This window comes from Mycobacterium sp. 852002-51961_SCH5331710 (assembly GCF_001665535.1).
Taxonomy (GTDB): domain Bacteria; phylum Actinomycetota; class Actinomycetes; order Mycobacteriales; family Mycobacteriaceae; genus Mycobacterium.
This window is the reverse complement of the sequence record NZ_LZSQ01000001.1, coordinates 69,057-88,152: the sequence shown is the minus strand read 5'-3', so window position 1 is coordinate 88,152 and position 19,096 is coordinate 69,057. Positions and strand designations below refer to the sequence as shown.

The 19,096-nt window shown below is 67.6% G+C and carries 18 protein-coding genes and 1 pseudogene; 16 read left to right on the top strand and 3 right to left on the bottom strand.

Annotated elements, in window-relative coordinates; translation table 11 throughout:
• Nucleotides 1-73 precede the first annotated feature (73 nt).
• Genes A5752_RS00435 through A5752_RS00420 form a run of 4 tightly spaced genes read left to right on the top strand, consistent with a single transcriptional unit; the run spans nt 74 to nt 3,310 of the window.
• Entirely contained in the window at nt 74-922 is an 849-nt protein-coding gene (locus tag A5752_RS00435) for an ABC transporter permease (protein WP_067080353.1), read from the top strand.
• On the top strand, nt 919-1,947 hold the full coding sequence (locus tag A5752_RS00430) for a taurine ABC transporter substrate-binding protein (protein WP_067080352.1): 1,029 nt from the start codon (nt 919-921) through the stop codon (nt 1,945-1,947). The genes A5752_RS00435 and A5752_RS00430 overlap by 4 nt, the downstream gene beginning before the upstream one ends.
• Nucleotides 1,931-2,740, top strand: coding sequence for an ABC transporter ATP-binding protein (locus A5752_RS00425; RefSeq protein ID WP_067080351.1), 810 nt, complete (start codon nt 1,931-1,933; stop codon nt 2,738-2,740). Before A5752_RS00430 ends, A5752_RS00425 begins: the two co-directional genes overlap by 17 nt.
• A gap of 42 nt (nt 2,741-2,782) precedes the next feature.
• Nucleotides 2,783-3,310, top strand: coding sequence for a DUF2231 domain-containing protein (locus A5752_RS00420; protein ID WP_067080349.1), 528 nt, complete (start codon nt 2,783-2,785; stop codon nt 3,308-3,310).
• On the opposite strand, the pseudogene A5752_RS27645 reads toward A5752_RS00420, so the two are convergent.
• Nucleotides 3,307-3,420, bottom strand: a pseudogene (locus A5752_RS27645) (CAP domain-containing protein); the annotation flags it as partial. The gene A5752_RS00420 and the pseudogene A5752_RS27645 sit on opposite strands and share 4 nt — an antisense overlap.
• A gap of 134 nt (nt 3,421-3,554) precedes the next feature.
• Between A5752_RS27645 and A5752_RS00415 the strand changes: the two are divergent.
• Complete coding sequence (locus A5752_RS00415; protein ID WP_067080346.1) at nt 3,555-4,238, top strand: TetR/AcrR family transcriptional regulator; 684 nt, start codon at nt 3,555-3,557, stop codon at nt 4,236-4,238.
• A complete protein-coding gene (locus A5752_RS00410) occupies nt 4,235-6,031 on the top strand; it encodes an acyl-CoA dehydrogenase (protein ID WP_067080343.1) in 1,797 nt (598 codons plus the stop codon). The genes A5752_RS00415 and A5752_RS00410 overlap by 4 nt, the downstream gene beginning before the upstream one ends.
• Before the next feature lie 3 nt (nt 6,032-6,034).
• On the opposite strand, the gene A5752_RS00405 is transcribed toward A5752_RS00410, so the two are convergent.
• Nucleotides 6,035-7,141, bottom strand: a complete 1,107-nt coding sequence (locus A5752_RS00405; protein ID WP_067080340.1) for an alcohol dehydrogenase catalytic domain-containing protein — start codon at nt 7,139-7,141, stop codon at nt 6,035-6,037.
• 60 nt (nt 7,142-7,201) lie between these two features.
• Between A5752_RS00405 and A5752_RS00400 the strand changes: the two genes are divergently transcribed.
• Both A5752_RS00400 and A5752_RS00395 read left to right on the top strand, forming a co-directional pair.
• Complete coding sequence (locus A5752_RS00400; protein ID WP_067080337.1) at nt 7,202-7,642, top strand: acyl-CoA thioesterase; 441 nt, start codon at nt 7,202-7,204, stop codon at nt 7,640-7,642.
• 13 nt (nt 7,643-7,655) lie between these two features.
• Complete coding sequence (locus A5752_RS00395; protein ID WP_067080334.1) at nt 7,656-8,096, top strand: SRPBCC family protein; 441 nt, start codon at nt 7,656-7,658, stop codon at nt 8,094-8,096.
• A gap of 5 nt (nt 8,097-8,101) precedes the next feature.
• Here A5752_RS00395 and A5752_RS00390 read toward each other — a convergent pair whose 3' ends face one another.
• A complete protein-coding gene (locus A5752_RS00390; protein WP_067080332.1) occupies nt 8,102-8,794 on the bottom strand; it encodes a GntR family transcriptional regulator in 693 nt (230 codons plus the stop codon).
• 125 nt (nt 8,795-8,919) lie between these two features.
• Here A5752_RS00390 and fadD5 point away from each other — a divergent pair, with 125 nt between their 5' ends.
• The 8 genes from fadD5 (at nt 8,920) to A5752_RS00350 (ending at nt 19,093) form a co-directional block, all read left to right on the top strand.
• Entirely contained in the window at nt 8,920-10,587 is a 1,668-nt protein-coding gene (fadD5, locus tag A5752_RS00385; protein ID WP_067080329.1) for a fatty-acid--CoA ligase FadD5, read from the top strand.
• Between the two features lie 212 nt (nt 10,588-10,799).
• Nucleotides 10,800-11,597 (top strand): MlaE family ABC transporter permease, encoded by a 798-nt coding sequence (locus A5752_RS00380; protein WP_067080326.1) that lies wholly within the window; start codon nt 10,800-10,802, stop codon nt 11,595-11,597.
• Nucleotide 11,598: 1 nt separating this feature from the next.
• Nucleotides 11,599-12,468, top strand: a complete 870-nt coding sequence (locus A5752_RS00375) for an MlaE family ABC transporter permease (RefSeq protein ID WP_067080323.1) — start codon at nt 11,599-11,601, stop codon at nt 12,466-12,468.
• A 4-nt stretch (nt 12,469-12,472) separates the two neighbouring features.
• The gene (locus A5752_RS00370; RefSeq protein WP_067080320.1) at nt 12,473-13,684 is read left to right on the top strand and encodes an MCE family protein; all 1,212 of its coding nucleotides are present in this window, start codon (nt 12,473-12,475) and stop codon (nt 13,682-13,684) included.
• Nucleotides 13,681-14,712: a virulence factor Mce family protein gene (locus tag A5752_RS00365; RefSeq protein WP_067080318.1), complete on the top strand. Its 1,032-nt coding sequence runs from the start codon at nt 13,681-13,683 to the stop codon at nt 14,710-14,712. Before A5752_RS00370 ends, A5752_RS00365 begins: the two co-directional genes overlap by 4 nt.
• Entirely contained in the window at nt 14,709-16,283 is a 1,575-nt protein-coding gene (locus A5752_RS00360) for an MCE family protein (protein ID WP_067080315.1), read from the top strand. Before A5752_RS00365 ends, A5752_RS00360 begins: the two co-directional genes overlap by 4 nt.
• Nucleotides 16,284-16,286: 3 nt before the next feature.
• Nucleotides 16,287-17,942 (top strand): virulence factor Mce family protein, encoded by a 1,656-nt coding sequence (locus A5752_RS00355; RefSeq protein ID WP_067080312.1) that lies wholly within the window; start codon nt 16,287-16,289, stop codon nt 17,940-17,942.
• Nucleotides 17,942-19,093 (top strand): MCE family protein, encoded by a 1,152-nt coding sequence (locus tag A5752_RS00350; RefSeq protein WP_067080309.1) that lies wholly within the window; start codon nt 17,942-17,944, stop codon nt 19,091-19,093. The genes A5752_RS00355 and A5752_RS00350 overlap by 1 nt, the downstream gene beginning before the upstream one ends.
• The last annotated feature ends 3 nt before the right edge of the window (nt 19,094-19,096 follow it).

Sequence of the window (19,096 nt, the reverse complement as noted above, 5' to 3'; positions counted from 1 at the left end):
GCGACACTGCCTGCCGACTGCTGCTGTCGCTGAACCCTTCTCGCCTCACTTCAGCCACAGAAAGCCGCAGACCGTGTCCGTACTCGTTGATATCGTGCCCGACGAGCCGATCGTCGACACGCCCACGAGGAGGTGGCGCGGCCGTCTGACCCGTGCGGTGTTGCCGGTCTTGTCGGTGCTGGTGTTCTTCGCCGTCTGGCAGCTCGCCGCCGCGAGCGGGGTCTGGAACCAGACGTTCGTGCCCTATCCGAGCACTGTGTGGCGAGCCTTCGTCGAAATCTCCACCACCCACGACGGGGTCCGCGGCTATGCGGGGTATCTGTTGTGGGAGCACCTCTACATGACGTTGCGCCGGGTGCTGGCCGGCGTCGCGATCGGGGTGGCCCTCGGCGTGCTGCTTGGCCTGGTGATGGGTTCGATCGGCTGGGTGCGCAGCGTCCTCGAACCGTGGCTGACATTCCTGCGCGCGCTGCCGCCGCTGGCGTACTTCTTCCTGCTGGTGATCTGGCTCGGCATCGACGAGGCCCCGAAGATCACCCTGCTGGCGCTGGCGGCCCTGCCGCCCGCCGCCGTCGCCACCACCGCCGCCGTGCTCGCCGCGCCGGTCGGATTACAGGAAGCCGCACGGGCATTGGGCGCGTCGCGGCGCGAGGTGATCCGCGACGTCGTCGTCCCGTCCGCACTGCCCGAAACGTTCACCGGCATCCGGCTCGCGGTGGGCATGGCCTACTCGTCGGTGGTCGCCGCCGAACTGTTCAACGGCATTCCGGGCATCGGCGGTCTGGTCAAGGACGCGAGCAACTACAACAACACCCCCGTCGTGCTGGTCGGCATCTTCGCCATCGGCATCTCCGGCCTGCTGATCGACGGTCTGCTTCGGGCGGCCGAACGGCGCGCCGTCCCGTGGAGAGGAAAGATATGAGAACGAAAGCTCTTCTGATAGCGCTTCTTTCGGCCGTCCTGGCCCTTGCCGGCTGCTCGGTCGACAAGTCCGACCAGGTGGCCGGCAAACCGACGATCCGGATCGGCTACCAGACCTTCCCGAGCGGCGACCTGATCGTCAAGAACAACCGCTGGCTCGAAGAGGCGCTGCCCGATTACAACATCAAGTGGACCAAGTTCGACTCCGGTGCCGACGTCAACACCGCGTTCATCGCGAAGGAACTCGACTTCGGCGCGCTGGGCTCGAGCCCCGTCGCGCGCGGCCTGTCCGCCCCGCTGAACATCCCCTACAAGGTCGCGTTCGTGCTCGACGTCGCGGGCGACAACGAGGCGCTGGTGGCCCGCAACGGCAGCGGTGTGAACACCATCGCCGAACTGCGCGGTAAGCGGGTCGGCACGCCGTTCGCCTCCACCGCGCACTACAGCCTGCTCGCCGCGTTGGCCCAGAACGGGCTGTCCGCCAACGACGTTGCGCTCGTCGACCTGCAACCGCAGGCCATTCTGGCGGCCTTCGACCGCGGCGACATCGACGCCGGGTACTCCTGGTTGCCGACGCTGGATCAGCTGCGCAAGAACGGCAAGGACCTCATCACCAGCCGGCAACTGGCCGAGGCGGGCAAGCCCACCCTCGACCTCGCCGTGGTGGCCGACGAATTCGCCGGCGCACATCCCGACGTCGTCGACACCTGGCGCCAGCAGCAGGCCCGCGCGCTCGACGTCCTCCACAACGATCCCGACGCCGCGGCCAAGGCCATCGCTGCCGAAATCGGGCTCACTCCATCGGAAGTCGCCGGACAGCTCAAGCAGACGGTGTACCTGACACCGCAGGAAGTCGCGTCCGCCGAATGGCTCGGCTCCGACGGCGAACCCGGCAACCTGGCCGTCAACCTGCAGAGCGCCTCGCAGTTCCTCGCCGACCAGAAGCAGATTCCCGAAGCCGCACCGCTGTCGACGTTCCAGGCCGCGCTCTACACCAAGGGTCTGCCGGGTGTCCTCACTTCGTGACGTCGAAACCGTTGCACAGCAACGGAACACCGACGGTATCCGGATCAGCGGCGTCTCACACCGGTACGGCCGCGGAGGCGACGCCGTGACCGCACTCGGCCCCGTCGACCTCACCGTGGAACCCGGGGCATTCCTGGTCCTGGTCGGGGCGTCGGGCTGCGGAAAGAGCACGCTGCTGCGGCTGCTGGCCGGGTTCGAGGCACCGAGCGAGGGCTCGGTCCGGGTGGCGGGCGCCCCGCCTACGCCGGGCGTCACCGCGGGCGTCGTCTTCCAGCAGCCGCGGCTGTTCCCGTGGCGCACGGTCGGCGGAAACGTCGACCTGGCGCTGCGATACGCGGGAGTGCCGCGCGAGCGTCGCACCGATCGGCGCGACGAACTGCTGCGCCGGGTCGGGCTCGAAGGCACGGCGGGCCGCAAGATCTGGGAGATCAGCGGCGGGCAGCAGCAACGGGTCGCGATCGCCAGGGCGCTGGCGGCCGAGACCCCGCTGTTCCTGCTCGACGAACCGTTCGCCGCGCTCGACGCCCTGACACGTGAGCTGTTGCAGGAGGACGTCCGCGCGGTCAGTGCCGAGACCGGGCGCACGACGGTGTTCGTCACGCACAGCGCCGACGAGGCCGCGTTCCTCGGCTCACGCATCGTGGTGCTCACCCGGCGGCCCGGCCAGGTGGCCTTGGACATTCCCGTCGACCTCCCCCGCACCGGCATCGACCCCGACGAGTTGCGGCGCTCGCCGGAGTACGCGGAACTGCGCGCGGAGGTGGGGGCAGCGGTGAAGGCGGCCGCGGCCTGACCTTGGGCGGTTCAGCCGACGGCGGTCGGGTAATCCGACGTCATGGACATGCACGCCCTTCTTCAGATCCCCGAATCGGCCGGCTCTCTCGACGCGGTCGCGGACCGGACGGCCGACGCGGTCGACCGGGTCCTCGGCGACGGCGCGTTGGCGCAGGGACTGCGCGGCTCCTGGCTCGGCCACCCGACGCATCCGTTGATGATCACGCTTCCGATAGGCGCATGGATGTCGTCGATGGTGCTGGACCTGATCTTCAAGGACCGCGACGCCGCGCGCCAGCTCATCGCGATCGGGTTGGCCGCGACGCCACCCGCGGTACTCGCGGGGCTTGCGGAGTTCCCGACGCTGGGAACGCGGCAGCGGCGGGTCGGGCTCGTGCACGCGGCAGGCAACACCGTCGCGGCGCTGGCGTTCTGGATGGCCTATCGGAAGTACAAGAGGGGGAAGCTGGGCGCGGCGCGCACGTTCAGCGTGCTCGGGTTGACCGCGGTTTCAGTGGGCGGTGCGCTCGGCGGGCACCTGTCCTATGCCCAAGGCGCAGGGGTACACCGCTGGCAGTTGACGGGTTAGACCGGCGGATAGGCGGGCGGCGGGTAGACCCCACGCAGAATCCAGGCGAACCAGTTCACGCCGTATTCCAGCTCGTCGCTCGCGTCATAGTCCGGATTCGGATCCATGGGGTCACCTCTCGAGTGCGGCCGGTAATGACCGAAGTCTAGACCCGCCCTGCGGAGTGCGACACCCCCAACACCTACACTTCCAACCAGTTGATTGACCGCCGGACGCGCTTCCGGCCTGCATATAGTGAGTCGCCATGCCCTCTTCGGACGCCGCCACCCAGAACGGGAGGACCCGTCGCGACGAGTTGTTGGCCGTAGCCACCAAGCTCTTCGCCGCGCGCGGCTACCACGGCACCCGGATGGACGATGTCGCCGACGCGGTCGGCCTGAACAAGGCGACCGTTTACCACTACTACGCCAGCAAGTCGCTGATCCTCTACGACATCTACAAGGGCGCGGCGGACTTCACGGTCGACGCGCTGCACGACGACCCCACGGCGTCGGCCCGCGAGACGATCTACCACTTCACCCGGCGCCTGCTCGTCGGCATCGCCAGCGACATCGAACGTGCGGCCGTGTACTTCCAGGAGGGCCCCTACATCGGCGAGTGGTTCACCGAGGAGCAGGTGGCCTACATCCGCGAGAAGGAGACGCAGGTCTACGAACACGTGCGCGACGTCATCGACCGTGGCATCGCCAGCGGTGAGTTCTACGACTGCGACTCACACGTGCTGGCGCTGGGCTACATCGGCATGACGCTGGGCGCGTACCGCTGGCTGCGGCCCCACGGCAGGCGCACCGCCCAGGAGATCGCCGTCGAGTTCAGCACGGCGTTACTGCGCGGCCTGATCCGCGACGAGTCCGTGCGGGCGGAGTCCCCGCTGGGCATCGAGGTCGACGCGCTACCCGGCGAACCGGACACCGCGACCGCACCGTGAAGTCGCTGCTGCTGTCGCGTCGCGACCTCGACTTCCTGCTCTATGAGTGGCTGCGCGTCGAGCAGCTGACCGAACGCGAACGGTTCGCCGAGCACTCGCGCGAGACCTTCGACGCGGTGCTGGAACTCTGCGAGCAGCTGGCGACGCGGTACTTCGCGCCCCACAACAAGACCAGCGACGCCAACGAACCGACCTTCGACGGCGAGAAGGTCACCGTCATCCCCGAGGTCAAGGAGGCGTGGGACGCGTTCGCCGCCGCCGATTTGATTGCGATGTCGATGGAGCACCGTCTCGGTGGCGCGCAGCTGCCCGCAGCGGTGGCACAGGCCGCGTTCGCCTGGTTCTCGGCGGCCAACCTCAGCACGACCGGCTACCTCATGCTGACGATGGCCAACGCCAACCTGCTGGCCCGCTTCGGCACCGACGAGCAGTTCGAGGGGTTCGTCAAACCGATGCTGGCGGGCCGGTTCTCGGGCACCATGGCGCTGTCGGAGACACAGGCGGGTTCGTCGCTGGCCGACATCACCACCCGCGCCGAACCCCGAGAAGACGGCACCTACCGGCTGTTCGGGTCGAAGATGTGGATCTCCGGCGCCGAACACGAGCTGACCGACAACATCGTCAACCTGGTGCTCGCCAAGATTCCCGGCGGGCCACCGGGTACCAAGGGCATCTCGTTGTTCATCGTGCCCAAATACCTGCCCGGTGGCGACGGCGCGGTCGGTGAGCGAAACGACATCGTGCTGGCGGGGCTGAACCACAAGATGGGCCAGCGGGGCATCACGAACACGGTGCTCAACCTCGGCGAGGGCACGTACACGCCGGGCGGAAAGCCCGGAGCGGTCGGCTATCTCGTCGGCGAACCACACCGCGGCATCGCCTACATGTTCACCATGATGAACGAGGCCCGACTCGGCGTCGGGATGGGCGCGGTGGCGCTCGGCTACACCGGCTATCTCAAATCGGTGCAGTACGCCCGCGAGCGCCCGCAGGGCCGCCCGGTCAGCGCCAAGGATCCGTTGACGCCGCAGGTGCCGATCATCGAGCACGCCGACGTCAAGCGGATGCTGTTGGCGCAGAAAGCGTATGCCGAAGGCGGGCTGGCGTTGCTGCTGTACTGCGCGAAGCTGGTCGACCTGCAGCACAGCGCGGTGTCGGACGAGGAGCGCGACGCCACCACCCTGCTGCTCGAGATGCTGACGCCCGTCGGCAAGAGCTGGCCGTCGCAGTGGTGCCTGGAGGCCAACAGCCTGGCGATCCAGGTGCACGGCGGATACGGCTACACCCGCGAATACGACGTCGAGCAGCACTACCGCGACAACCGGCTCAACCCGATCCACGAAGGCACGCACGGAATCCAGAGCCTGGACCTGTTGGGCCGCAAGGTCCCGGCGCGCGGCGGTGCGGGGCTGGCGGCGTTGGGAACCGCGATCGAGAAGACGGTCGCCGAGGCAGCCGCACTCGGGGGTCGCCCCGCCGAACACGCGAGCCTTCTGGACGCGGCGTGGCACCGCCTGACCGCCGTCACCGCCGACATGTTCGGCGCCGGTGACGTCGACGCGGCCATGGCCAACAGCGTGATCTACCTCGAGGCGTTCGGCCACATCGTCGTCGCCTGGATATGGCTACAGCAGGAGATCGCCGCGCACGGCCACACCGGCGATTTCTATGACGGCAAGCGCCAGGCCTCCCGCTACTTCTTCCGATACGAATTGCCCAGGACCGCACCGCAACTCGACCTGCTGGCCAGCCTGGATCGCACGACACTGGAGATGCGAGACGGCTGGTTCTGACGCCTAGTCGAACCGGATGACCTGCCGCACCGCCCGGCCGTCGGCCAACTGGTCCATACCGGAGTTGATCTCGTCGAGCGCGATCGTCGACGACACCAGCGATTCGACAGGCAACCGCCCCGCGCGCCACAGCTCGACGAACTGCGGAATCTCGCGCGACGGCACCGCCGAACCGAGATAGCTGCCGATCAGCGAACGTCCCTCGGCGACGAAACCCAACGGAGACAGTGTCACTCGCGCATCGGGGCGGGGAAGGCCCACCGTCACGGTGCGCCCACCCGCGGCGGTGAGATCGACCGCGGTCTCCAGTGCGCTCGGATGCCCGACGGCTTCGATCACGATGTGCGCCTTGACGCCGTTCTCGCGGGCGTCTTCCGGCGAGTAGGTGTCGTGCACCCCGAGACCGCGTGCCCGCTCGAGCTTTTCGGGAAGCCGATCGACGCCGACCACGCGGACGTCGTCCTGGGCCAGCGCCGTGAGCGCGGCGGCCATGCCCACCCCGCCGAGGCCGACGACGGCGACGGTGTCGCCCGGGCGGGGCCGCCCGGCGTTGACCACCGCACCGCCGCCGGTCAGCACGGCGCAGCCGAGAAGCGACGCCACCACCGGGGGCACGTCGTCGGGCACCGGCACGACAGACCGGCGGTCGACCACCGCGTGGGTCGCGAAACCGGAGACGCCGAGGTGGTGGTGCACGGGCTGCCCGTCGCGCGAGAGCCGGCGCTCGCCGGTCAACAGCGCGCCCGCGCCGTTGGCCGCGGAGCCCGGCTCGCAAGGGGTGAGGCCGTCGGTCGCGCATGCCGCGCATTCGCCGCAGCGCGGCAGGAAGGTCATCACCACGCGGGTGCCGACCCCGATGTCGGATCCGCCGGGGCCGATCTCTTCGACCACGCCGGCCGCCTCATGGCCGAGGAGCATGGGCACCGGCCGGACGCGGTTGCCGTCGACCACCGACAGGTCGGAGTGGCACAGCCCCGCGGCCTCGACCCGCACGAGCAGTTCCCCGGGCCCCGGCGCGGCGAGGTCGAGCTCGCCGACCGTCAGGGGTCGGGACACGGCATACGGCCGGTCGCGGCCGATCTCCTCCAGCACCGCACCGCGAATCCTCATGGGACCAGCCTGCCGTCGCACCGCCCGAACCGGCAATCGCACGCCTGCCAGACTTGCGCCATGACCGAACGCAAGGCGGTCCCGGCCGCGGCGGATTTCCCAGTACACTGGCCGGTGACCACGCGGTGGGCCGACAACGACATGTTCGGACACCTCAACAATGCGGTGTACTACGCGCTTTTCGATTCGGCGATCAACGGATGGATCAACACCAGCCTCGGGCTCGACCCGCTGACCGCGCCCTGGCTGGGCGTGGTGGCCGAGTCCGGCTGCCGGTACCTGGCCGAGCTGCGCTTCCCGGATCCGCTGACGGTCGGCCTCGCGGTCACCCGGCTGGGCAACAGCAGCGTCACGTACCGGCTGGGGCTGTGGCAGCAGGACGGTCCGACCGCCGCCGTCGGGCACTGGGTGCACGTCTACGTCGAGCGGGCGGGACGCAAGCCGGTGCCGATCCCCGATGCGATCCGCGCACTGCTGGAAAAGGCCCGCACCGACCAATAGATATGCTCGTCGGATGCCGCTCGTGAGCAAGACAGTCGAGGTGGCGGCCTCCGCCGAAGCGATCATGGGGATCGTCGCGGACTTCGAGGCCTACCCCGAATGGAACGAGGAGATCAAGGGGTGCTGGGTGCTGGCCCGGTACAACGACGGCCGGCCCAGCCAGCTGCGACTCGACGTCGTGGTGCAGGGCCAGGCGGGCACCTTCATCACCGCGGTCTACTACCCCGGCGAGAACCAGATCTTCACCGTCCTGCAGCAGGGCGACCACTTCGAGAAACAGGAACAGAAGTTCTCCGTCGTGCCGCTGGGCGCCACCTCGCTGCTGACCGTCGACCTCGACGTCGAGACCAAGCTGCCCATCCCGAAGCCGATGGTGAAGAAGGCCATCGGTGACACGCTCGACTATCTGGCCGACAACCTCAAGGCCCGCGCCGAACAACTGGCTGCCACGTAGAGGGGTCAGCTCCACAACCCTGTTTCGTCGAGGCGCGCGATCAGGCGCTGGGCCCCGTCGGTGAACTCGCCGGCGGTCAGCGCGACGACGGTGTCGACGTCGCGGCGGCGCAGGGCGGCGATGAGATCGCGGTGGCTGGCCACCGCGGCGACCCCCCACTGCGGGTCGCCGGCGTAGATCTGGCCCGGCAGGTAGCGGGCGACGTGGAGCAGGAACCAGGCCAGCTTGATGCGGCCGGTCGACCGGTTGAACGCTCGGTGGAACGCGAACTCCGCGGCGGCGATCTCGGCGATGTCGTGGTGGGCGACCGCGGTTTCCAACTCGTCGTTGAGCCGGTCCAACTCGTCGATCTCGGCGTCGGTGATGCGGGCCGTGGCCGTCGCCGCCAGCTCACGGGCGATAGCGGCCTGCAGCCAGAAGATGTCCTCGACGTCGGCGCGCGTCAGCGGCACGACCACGTGGCCGCGGTGCGGCTCGAGCTGGACCATGCCTTCGCCGCGCAGCGTGCGCAGCGCCTCGCGCACGGGCGTGATGCTGACCCCGAGCGCTGCGGCCGTCTCGTCGAGTCGGATGAAGGTGCCCGGCCGCAGCACGCCGGTCATGATGTCGGCGCGCAGCCGCGCCGCGACCTCGTCGGACAGCTGTTCGCGCCGTACGCCCCGGCGCGGCTTCGAGAGCCGTGCGGTCGGTGCGTTCACTGCGTTCTCCCGGTGCGATCCGGCCTTCGTTGACGAGGGCTTGTACCCGAGCGGCCGAGGCCATAGTGTGACCGGGGCAACACCATGTTTGATCAAATGTCAAACGCGCGCAACCCCGAGATCCGATGGAGCAGCAAGTCTTGATCGAGCCGGACCCCACCGCCCAGCCCTATCTCGCTCGCAGACAGAATTGGACCAACCAGCTGGCCCGCCACGCACTGATGCAGCCGGACGCCACTGCGCTGCGCTACCTCGGCAAGACGACCACCTGGCGGGAGCTCGACGAGCGGGTCGGCGCCCTGGCCGGGGCGTTGAGCCGGCGCGGAGTGGGCTTCGGCGACCGGGTGCTGATCCTGATGCTCAACCGCACCGAGTACATCGAGTCGTTCCTCGCGGTCAACAAGCTCGGTGCGATCGCGGTCCCGGTCAACTTCCGCATGACCCCGCCCGAGATCGCCTTCCTGGTCAGCGACTGTCAGGCCGAGGTGGTCATCACCGAGGCGGTGCTGGCCGGCGTGGCCACCGCGGTGCGTGACATCGACCCGACGCTGACCACCGTCGTCGTGGCCGGCGGCAGCACCGAGAACGACCTGATCGGCTACGACGACCTGACCTCCGAGGCCGGCGCACCGGCGGCGGTCGTGGACATCCCGAACGACTCCCCAGCGCTGATCATGTACACCTCGGGCACCACGGGCAGGCCGAAGGGCGCGGTGCTCACCCACACCAACATCGCCGGGCAGGCGCTGACCTTCCTGTTCACCAACGGCGCCGACATCAACAGCGACGTCGGCTTCATCGGTGTGCCGCTGTTCCACATCGCCGGGATCGGCAACATGATCCCCGGCCTGCTGCTGGGGCGGCCGACGGTCGTCTATCCGTTGGGCGCGTTCAACCCCGACGAGCTGCTCGACGTGCTCGAGGCCGAGCAGGTCACCGGCATCTTCCTGGTGCCCGCCCAGTGGCAGGCGGTGTGCGCGGCACAGCAGGCCCGCCCCCGCGATCTGCGGCTGCGCGTGCTGTCCTGGGGCGCGGCGCCCGCGTCGGACACGCTGCTGCGTCAGATGGCCGAGACGTTCCCCGGCACTCAGATCCTGGCCGCGTTCGGCCAGACCGAGATGTCGCCGGTGACCTGCATGCTGTTGGGCGAGGACGCGATCCGCAAGCTCGGATCGGTCGGCAAGGTGATCCCCACCGTCGCGGCCCGCGTCGTCGACGAGGACATGAACGACGTCCCGGTCGGTCAGGTCGGTGAGATCGTCTATCGCGCACCGACTTTGATGGCCGGTTACTGGAACAACCCGAAGGCCACCGCGGAAGCGTTCGCCGGCGGTTGGTTCCACTCCGGCGACCTCGTCCGTCAGGACGAGGAGGGCTACGTCTGGGTGGTCGACCGCAAGAAGGACATGATCATCTCCGGCGGCGAGAACATCTACTGCGCCGAGGTCGAGAACGCGCTCGCGGCGCACCCGGCGATCGCCGAGGTCGCCGTGATCGGACGTCCCGACCAGAAGTGGGGCGAGGTGCCGGTGGCCGTCGTGGCGTTGGATGCCGCCCTCGACGCGGCCGATCAGACCGATCTTGACCTGCGAGAGCTTGATGCTTTCCTCGACGAACGGCTGGCGCGGTACAAGCACCCGAAGGCCGTCGAGGTCGTTGATGCGTTGCCGCGCAACCCCGCCGGCAAAGTCCTCAAGACCGAACTGCGCGCACGATTTGGGGCTGCAAACCAGGTTGACGTCGGTGAAAGTTCTGCCGGCGCCGCGGTTTCCGCTGCGCCGCAGAGGAATTAGAGAACGGACTCGGGTTTGCTAACGGTTACAGGCACAATCCGCCCGATGCCCTGCACGGCGGGAATCGCATCGGGTACATTCCTGTGGTCTGTCTTACTACCGATCGGTAGCGAGACGGGGATAACAACAACCAGGTCGGGGCAAGGAGGGGCCGTGCGACAGGGGCTGCCGGTGCACCACGACAGTCGCCGTTGCGCCGCGGGAGCACACTGGTGACGGCGTCGACCGGGGTCGTCGGGTACGTCCGCGACCAGGTCCGGCCGGGTCTGGAAGCGGTGGGCGGATTCGTCCGCATGTGCGTCCTCGTCGGTAAAACCCTGCTCAAGCCACCGTTCCAATGGCGCGAATTCATCCTTCAGAGCTGGTTTTTGATGCGCGTCGCGTTCCTGCCGACGCTGGCGGTCTCCATCCCGCTGACCGTGCTCCTGATCTTCACGCTCAACATCCTGCTGGCCGAGTTCGGCGCCGCCGACGTGTCCGGCGCCGGTGCGGCCATCGGCGCCGTCACCCAGCTGGGCCCCTTGGTGACCGTGCTCGTCGTCGCGGGTGCGGGTTCGACCGCCATCTGCGCCGACCTCGGTGCGCGCACCATCCGCGAGGAGATCGACGCGCTCGAGGTCCTAGGCATCGACCCGATCCACCGCCTGGTGGTGCCGCGCGTCGTCGCCTCCACCTTCGTGGCCCTGCTGCTCAACGGCGCGGTGATCACCGTCGGACTGGTCGGTGGCTTCATCTTCGGCGTCTACCTGCAGAACGTCTCGGCCGGCGCGTACGTCTCGACGCTGACCCTGATCACCGGGCTGCCCGAGGTCCTCATCTCGATCATCAAGGCCATGACCTTCGGCCTGATCGCCGGCCTGGTCGGCTGCTACCGCGGGCTGACGGTCGCGGGCGGCGCGAAGGGCGTCGGCACCGCGGTGAACGAGACGCTGGTGCTCTGCGTGATCGCGCTGTTCGCGGTCAACGTGGTCCTGACCACGATCGGTGTCCGGTTCGGAACAGGGAGCTGACGTGTCGACGACAACGGTCCTGCGATCTCGGTTCCCGCGGGCGTACGAGCGCACGAAGGGGGTGGCCAGCGCACCCGCGCGGTTCCTCGACAGCGTCGGACACGTCGCGTGGTTCGTCATCACCGCAGTCGGCTCGATCGGCCACGCGCTGCGCTACTACCGCAAGGAGACGCTGCGGCTGATCGCCGAGATCGGCATGGGCACCGGCGCGATGGCGGTGATCGGCGGCACGGTCGCCATCGTCGGCTTCGTGACGCTGTCCGGTTCGTCGCTGGTCGCCATTCAGGGTTTCGCGTCACTGGGCAACATCGGTGTCGAGGCGTTCACCGGCTTCTTCGCCGCGCTGATCAACGTGCGCATCGCCGCACCCGTCGTCGCGGGTCAGGCGCTGGCCGCCACGGTGGGCGCCGGCGCGACCGCGGAGTTGGGCGCCATGCGCATCAGCGAGGAGATCGACGCCCTCGAGGTGATGGGCATCAAGTCGATCTCCTACCTGGTGTCGACGCGCATCATGGCCGGGTTCATCGTGATCATCCCGCTGTACGCGATGGCGATCATCATGAGCTTCCTGTCCGCGCAGGTGACCACGACCTTCTTCTACGGGCAGTCGATCGGCACCTACGAGCATTACTTCCGGACGTTCCTGCGTCCCGACGACGTGTTCTGGTCGTTCATCCAGGCCGTGATCATCTCGGTGATCGTGATGCTCAATCACTGCTATTACGGCTACTTCGCCAGCGGCGGCCCGGTCGGCGTCGGCGAGGCCGTCGGTCGCTCGATGCGCGCATCGCTGGTGGCGATCGTGTGTGTGGTCCTGTTCGCCTCGTTGGCGCTCTACGGCGTCGACCCGAACTTCAACCTGACGGTGTAGCGCCATGACCGCCCCCCTCAACAACCCCCGCACCCCGCCGTACAAGCTGGCCGGCCTGGTGCTGAGCCTGCTCGCCATCGTCGCGCTGGTGCTGGTGTACATGCAGTTCCGTGGTGACTTCCTGCCGCGCGAACAACTGACCCTGATGGCCGCGCGCTCGGGCCTGTCGATGGATCCCGGTGCGAAGGTCACCTACAACGGCGTCGAGATCGGCCGGGTGGCATCCGTCGACGCGGTCGACGTCGGGGGTGAGCCGAGGGCCAAGATCACGCTGGACGTGGACCCGAAGTACCTCAAGCTGATCCCGAAGAACGTCGACGCCAGCATCGACGCGACCACCGTGTTCGGCAACAAGTACATCAACTTCTCGTCGCCGAAAAACCCGACGCCACAACGCATCACGTCGTCGGATGTGATCGACGTGACCACGGTGACGACGGAGTTCAACACGCTGTTCGAGACGGTCGTGTCGCTCTCGGAGCAGGTCGACCCGATCAAGCTGAACCAGACCCTGAGTGCGACGGCACAGGCCCTCGACGGCCTCGGCGACCGCTTCGGGCAGTCGATCATCAACGGCAACGAGATCCTCACCGACGTCAACGCCCGGATGCCCGAGCTGCGCCGAGACAACCGGCTGCTGGCCGACCTCGGCGAGGTGTACGCCGACGCGGCGCCCGACCTGTTCGACGGACTGGAGAACGCGGTCACCACCGCCCGCACGCTCAACGAGCAGCAGGGCAACATCGACCAGGCACTGATGGCGGCCGTCGGATTCGGCAACACCGGTGCGGACATCTTCGAGCGCAGTGCGCCGTACCTGATTCGCGGCACCGAAGACCTTCTGACGACATCGAAGACGCTCGACGAGTACAGCCCTGCGCTGTTCTGCACCATTCGAAATTTTCACGACGTGGAGCCAAAAGTCGCTGCATCCCTTGGCGGCAACGGGTATTCGCTGCAGACCCTGTCCACCATTGAAGGCGCCGGTAACCCCTATGTGTATCCGGACAACCTGCCGCGGGTGAACGCGCGCGGTGGCCCCGAGGGCCGGCCGGGCTGCTGGCAGCCGATCACGCGCGACCTGTATCCCGCGCCGTATCTTGTGGCGGACACGGGTGTTTCGATCGCGCCGTACAACCACTTCGAGTTGGGCCAGCCGATCCTGATCGAGTACGTCTGGGGTCGCCAGGTCGGGGAGAACACGATCAACCCATGAAAATCACCGGTACCGCCATCAAGCTCGGCGCCTTCTCAGTGGTGCTGCTGCTGTTCACCGCGATTATCGTGGTGGTGTTCGGACAGATGCGCTTCGACCGCACCACCAGCTACTCGGCGATCTTCTCGAGCGCCAGCGGGCTACGCGCCGGCCAGTTCGTCCGCGCGTCGGGCGTCGAGGTCGGCAAGGTTGACAGCGTCGAGTTGGTCAACGGCGGATCGCAGGCGAAGGTCGAATTCAATGTCGACCGATCGCTGCCGATGTTCGAGGGCACCACCGCCTCGGTGCGGTACCTGAACCTCATCGGCGACCGCTATCTGGAACTCAAGCGGGGTGACAGCGACAAGCGGCTGCCCAGCGGCGCAACGATCCCGCTCGAGCAGACCCAGCCCGCACTGGATCTCGACGCGCTGATCGGCGGCTTCCGGCCGGTGTTCCGCGCGCTGGACCCGGAGAAGGTCAACACCATCGCCGAGTCGATCATCACGGTCTTCCAGGGCCAGGGCGGCACGATCAACGACATCCTGGACCAGACCGCCTCGCTCACATCGGCGCTGGCCGACCGCGACCAGGCGATCGGCGAGGTGATCCGCAACCTGAACACCGTGCTGGACACCACGGTCAAGCATCAGGCCGAGTTCGACCAGACCGTGCAGGATTTCGAGAAGCTGATCACCGGCTTGAAGAACCGCGCGGATCCGATCGCCACCTCGGTCGGGGATATCAGCGACGCGGCGGGCACGGTCGCCGACCTGCTCGCCGACAACCGGCCGCTGCTGCAGAGCACCGTCGGACATCTCGAGGTCATCCAGCAACCGCTGATCGATCAGAAGGACGAGCTCAACGACTTGCTCACCAGGCTGCCCACCGCGTTCAAGATCATCGGCAGGGCCGGCGGTATCTACGGCGACTTCTTCAACTTCTACGCCTGCGATATCTCCTTGCGGCTCAACGGCCTTCAGCCGGGTGGGCCGGTCCGGACCGTCAAACTCTTCAGTCAGCCGTCGGGTAGGTGCACACCGCAATGAGGACGCTCGAAGGGTCGAACCGGGTCCGTGGCGGGTTGATGGGAATCATCATCCTGATCATCGTCATCGGCGTGGGACAGAGCTTCGCCAGTGTCCCGATGCTTTTCGCATCGCCCACCTACTATGCGTACTTCTCTGACACCGGTGGCATCGGCACGGGCGACAAGGTGCGCATCGCTGGCGTGGACGTCGGCGATGTGCGCAGCATGGAGATCGAGGGCGACAAGGTCAAGATCGGCTTCGGGCTTGGCGGGACGCAGATCGGCACCGACAGCCGCGCCGCCATCCGCACCGACACCATTCTCGGACGCCGCACCATGGAGATCGAGCCACGCGGTTCGGATCCGTTGCGCGCGAACGGCGTTCTGCCACTCGGCCAGACGACGACGCCGTACCAGATCTACGACGCGTTCTTCGACGTGACGAAGGCCGCCTCGGATTGGGACACCCAGACCGTGAAGCGTTCGCTGAACGTGCTCTCGGAGACCATCGACCAGACCTATCCACACCTGAGCGCCGCGCTCGACGGGGTGGCCCGGTTCTCCGACACCATCGGCAAGCGCGACGAGGACATCAAGAAGCTGCTGAGCAACGCCAACAAAATCGCGGGCATCCTGGGCAGCCGCAGTGAACAGATCAACCAATTGCTGGTCAACGCCCAGACCTTGCTCGGCGCGATCAATGAGCGCCAGTACGCGGTGAGCATGCTGCTCGAGCGCGTCGGCTCGTTCTCCGAACAGGTCAAGGGCTTGATCGACGACAACCCGAACCTCAACCGGGTGCTCGAACAACTCCGCGTGGTCAGCGGCGTGCTGGTCGACCGCAAGTACGACCTGATGGACACCCTGACCACGGTCGCAAGCTTCGTGGCGTCGCTCGGTGAAGCGGTCGCTTCGGGCCCGTACTTCAAGGTCATGCTGGTCAACCTGCTGCCGGGCCAGATCCTGCAGCCGTTCGTGGACGCCGCCTTCAAGAAGCGCGGTATCGACCCGCAGAAGTTCTGGCGCGACGCGGGCCTGCCCGCCTGGCGGTTCCCGGACCCGAACGCGCAGGGCTTCGAGAACGGCGCCCCGCCGCCGGGACCGGCCGTGCTCGAAGGCACCCCCGAGAACCCGGGACCCGGTGTGCTGAAGGGCTCACCGTGCTCGTACACGCCGCCGGCCGACGGTCTGCCGACACCAGGCGACCCGCTGCCCTGCGCGGATCTGTCCGTGGGGCCGTTCGGCGGTCCCGCGTACGGGCCACCCAATGTGGCGACCTCTGACCCGAATGTGCACGGCCCGCAGCCGTCTCCGGGCGTGCCGGCCGCGGCGATTCCGGGTCAGATCTCGCCGCCGGTGCCGGGTGCGGACATGCCGCTGCCGCCGGCCCCGCCAGGAGCGCGCACAGTGCCGGTCGGGCCGCAACCGCCGCTGCCGCCGGATTTCACGCCGGGCATCGCACCGTTGCCACCGGCGTTGCCCGCGCCGGCGGTCCCGGGCCCCGGTCAGCAGCTGCCACCCGCCAACACGCCACCGCTGCCGGGGAACCCACCGTTCCTGCCGCCACTCTCTCAGGGACAGGGGGGCTGATCGATGACAACGATCTTCAACATCCGAAACCTGAAGTTGCCCAAGGTTTCCCGGGTGACCGTCATCATCGGCGCGCTGGTCGTGGTGCTGGCGTTGGTGGCCGCCTTCGTCGGGTACAACCTGTACAAGAAGCTGACCACCAACACCGTCGTCGCCTATTTCACCGACACGCTGGCGCTGTATCCCGGCGACAAGGTGCAGATCATGGGGGTGAAGGTCGGCTCGATCGACGCGATCGAACCGGCCGGCGACAAGATGAAGGTCACCTTCCACTACGAGAACAAGTACAAGGTGCCCGCCAACGCCACCGCGTCGATCCTGAACCCGAGCCTGGTGGCGTCGCGCACCATCCAGCTGTCGCCGCCGTACACCGGCGGGCCGGTGATGGAGGACGGTGCGGTCATCCCGCTGGAGCGTACGCAGGTGCCGGTCGAGTACGACGAGCTGCGTGACTCGATCAACCGGATCCTGACCGATCTGGGGCCGACGCCGGAGCAGCCCATGGGCCCGTTCGGCGACATCATCGAATCCGCGGCCGACGGCTTCGCGGGCAAGGGCAAGCAGCTCAACGAGACGTTGAACAACCTGTCGGAGGCACTGTTCGCGCTCAACGAGGGCCGCGACGACTTCTTCAGCGTGGTGAAAAGCCTGGCGCTGTTCGTCAACGCGCTGCACCAGAGCGATCAGCAGTTCGTCGCGCTGAACGACGATCTCGCCGAGTTCACCAACGCGTTCACCAACACCGACCGCGAGGTCGCGAACGCACTGCAGGACCTCAACCAGCTGTTGACGACCACCCGCGGGTTCCTCGACGAGAACGCCGAGGTGCTCACCACCGACGTCAACAACCTGGCCGAAGCGACCACCGCGATCCTGCAACCAGAGCCGCGCAACGGTCTGGAGACCGCCCTACACGTGTTCCCGAATCTCGGCGCGAATCTCGTGAATATTGCTTCTCCGGTCACCGGTGGCATAAACAGCTACGCCGTCATAAACAACTTCGCCAATCCGCTGCAGTTTGTGTGCAGTGCAATCCAGGCGGGCAGCCGGCTGGGTTATCAGGAGTCGGCCGAGATGTGCGCGCAGTACCTAGCGCCGATCCTGGACGCGATCAAGTTCAACTTCCCGCCGTTCGGGATCAACCAGTTCAGCTCGGCGATGACGCTGCCCAAGCAGATCGCCTACTCCGAGCCGCGGCTGCAGCCGCCGCCGGGCTACAAGGACACGACCGTGCCGGGCATCTGGTCACGCGACACCTTGTTCTCGCACGGCAACCACGAACCGGGCTGGGTCGCCGCGCCGGGTATGCAGGGTGTCGACGTGCAACCGTTCACGGCGAACATGATGACCCCGGAGTGCCTGGCGGAACTGTTGGGCGGACCCAACTGTGTGGTCCCCGCGGCACCGCCGGCGTTCGGCACGACGCGCAACGGCAATCTGCCCGGTCCGCCGAATGCCTTCGACCAGAACAACCCGCTGCCGCCGCCGTGGTACCCGCAGCCGGGCCCGCCGCCGCCGCCGGCGCCGGGTGTGATCCCGGGCGATCCGGGCGGAGCGGCGATGGCCGGCCCGCTGCCGGCTCCCGGCCCGGGACCGGGGCCCGCTCCGGCCGCGCCCGCCCCGGCAGGGCCGCCGCTACCAGCAGAGGCAGGTCGGTGATGAGCGTTCGTAGGTGGAGCAGGTTCGCGCAGCGAGCCGTCGCGCTGGGCGCGGTCGCGCTCGTGCTGAGTTCCTGCGGTAACTGGAAGGGCATCGCGAACGTGCCGTTGCCGGGCGGTCCGGGCACGGGGCCGAACGCGACGACGATCTATGTGCAGATGCCGGACACCTTGGCGCTCAACGTGAACAGCCGGGTGCGGGTCGCCGACGTCTATGTCGGCCGGGTGCGCGCCATCGAGCTGAAGAACTGGGTCGCGACGCTGACGCTGGATCTGCAGCCCGACATCGAACTGCCCAGGAACGCCCTAGCCCGCATCGGCCAGACCAGCTTGTTGGGTTCACAGCATGTGGAGCTGGAGCCGCCGCCGAACCCGTCGCCGGAGCCGCTGCAAAGCGGTGACACGATCCCGCTCGCGAACTCGTCGGCCTACCCGAGCACCGAGCGGGTGCTGGCGAGCATCGCCACCATCCTGCAGGGCGGCGGGGTGCAGAACCTCGAGGTCATCCAGACCGAGATCTTCAACGTGCTCAACGGCCGGGCCGATGAGATCCGCGAGTTTTTCAACAAGCTGGACACGTTCACCGCCGAATTGAACCAGCAGCGCCAGGACATCACGCGCGCAATCGATTCCACCGACCGGCTACTCACGATCGTCGCGGAGCGCAACAACACGCTGGACCGGGTGTTGACCGAGTTCCCGCCGCTGATCAAGCATTTCGCGGAGACGCGCGATCTGTTCGCCGACGCGGTGGAGGCCGTCGGCCGGATCAGCCGGGCCGCAGACAACGCGTTGGCGCCGGCCAGCGACAATCTGCACACCAACCTGCAGAACCTGCAGCGGCCGCTCAAGCAGCTCGGGCGGGCGTCGCCGTACCTGATCGGCGCCCTCAAGCTCATGCTCACCGCGCCGTTCTCGATTGAGAACGTGCCGAAGGTGATCCGCGGCGACTACCTCAACGCGTCACTGATGGTGGACTTGACACTTTCGTCGCTCGACAATGCAGTACTGACGGGCACGGGCCTTTCCGGGATGCTGCGCGCGCTGGAGCAGGCGTGGGGTCGCGACCCGGCGACGATGATCCCGGATGTGCGGTTCGTGCCGAACGCGCACAACGCACCGAACGGCCCGCTGGTGGAAAGGGGTGAGTGAGCT

Bases quoted from the DNA above. Each gene is read 5' to 3' on its own strand.
- A5752_RS00370 (WP_067080320.1), top strand. From the start codon at position 12,473: ATGACCGCCCCCCTCAACAACCCCCGCACCCCGCCGTACAAGCTGGCC.
- A5752_RS00405 (WP_067080340.1), bottom strand. From the start codon at position 7,141: ATGAGGATTCGCGGTGCGGTGCTGGAGGAGATCGGCCGCGACCGGCCG.
- A5752_RS00430 (WP_067080352.1), top strand. From the start codon at position 919: ATGAGAACGAAAGCTCTTCTGATAGCGCTTCTTTCGGCCGTCCTGGCC.
- A5752_RS00355 (WP_067080312.1), top strand. From the start codon at position 16,287: ATGACAACGATCTTCAACATCCGAAACCTGAAGTTGCCCAAGGTTTCC.
- A5752_RS00395 (WP_067080334.1), top strand. From the start codon at position 7,656: ATGCCGCTCGTGAGCAAGACAGTCGAGGTGGCGGCCTCCGCCGAAGCG.
- A5752_RS00350 (WP_067080309.1), top strand. From the start codon at position 17,942: ATGAGCGTTCGTAGGTGGAGCAGGTTCGCGCAGCGAGCCGTCGCGCTG.
- A5752_RS00400 (WP_067080337.1), top strand. From the start codon at position 7,202: ATGACCGAACGCAAGGCGGTCCCGGCCGCGGCGGATTTCCCAGTACAC.
- A5752_RS00365 (WP_067080318.1), top strand. From the start codon at position 13,681: ATGAAAATCACCGGTACCGCCATCAAGCTCGGCGCCTTCTCAGTGGTG.
- fadD5 (WP_067080329.1), top strand. From the start codon at position 8,920: ATGGAGCAGCAAGTCTTGATCGAGCCGGACCCCACCGCCCAGCCCTAT.
- A5752_RS00415 (WP_067080346.1), top strand. From the start codon at position 3,555: ATGCCCTCTTCGGACGCCGCCACCCAGAACGGGAGGACCCGTCGCGAC.
- A5752_RS00420 (WP_067080349.1), top strand. From the start codon at position 2,783: ATGGACATGCACGCCCTTCTTCAGATCCCCGAATCGGCCGGCTCTCTC.
- A5752_RS00360 (WP_067080315.1), top strand. From the start codon at position 14,709: ATGAGGACGCTCGAAGGGTCGAACCGGGTCCGTGGCGGGTTGATGGGA.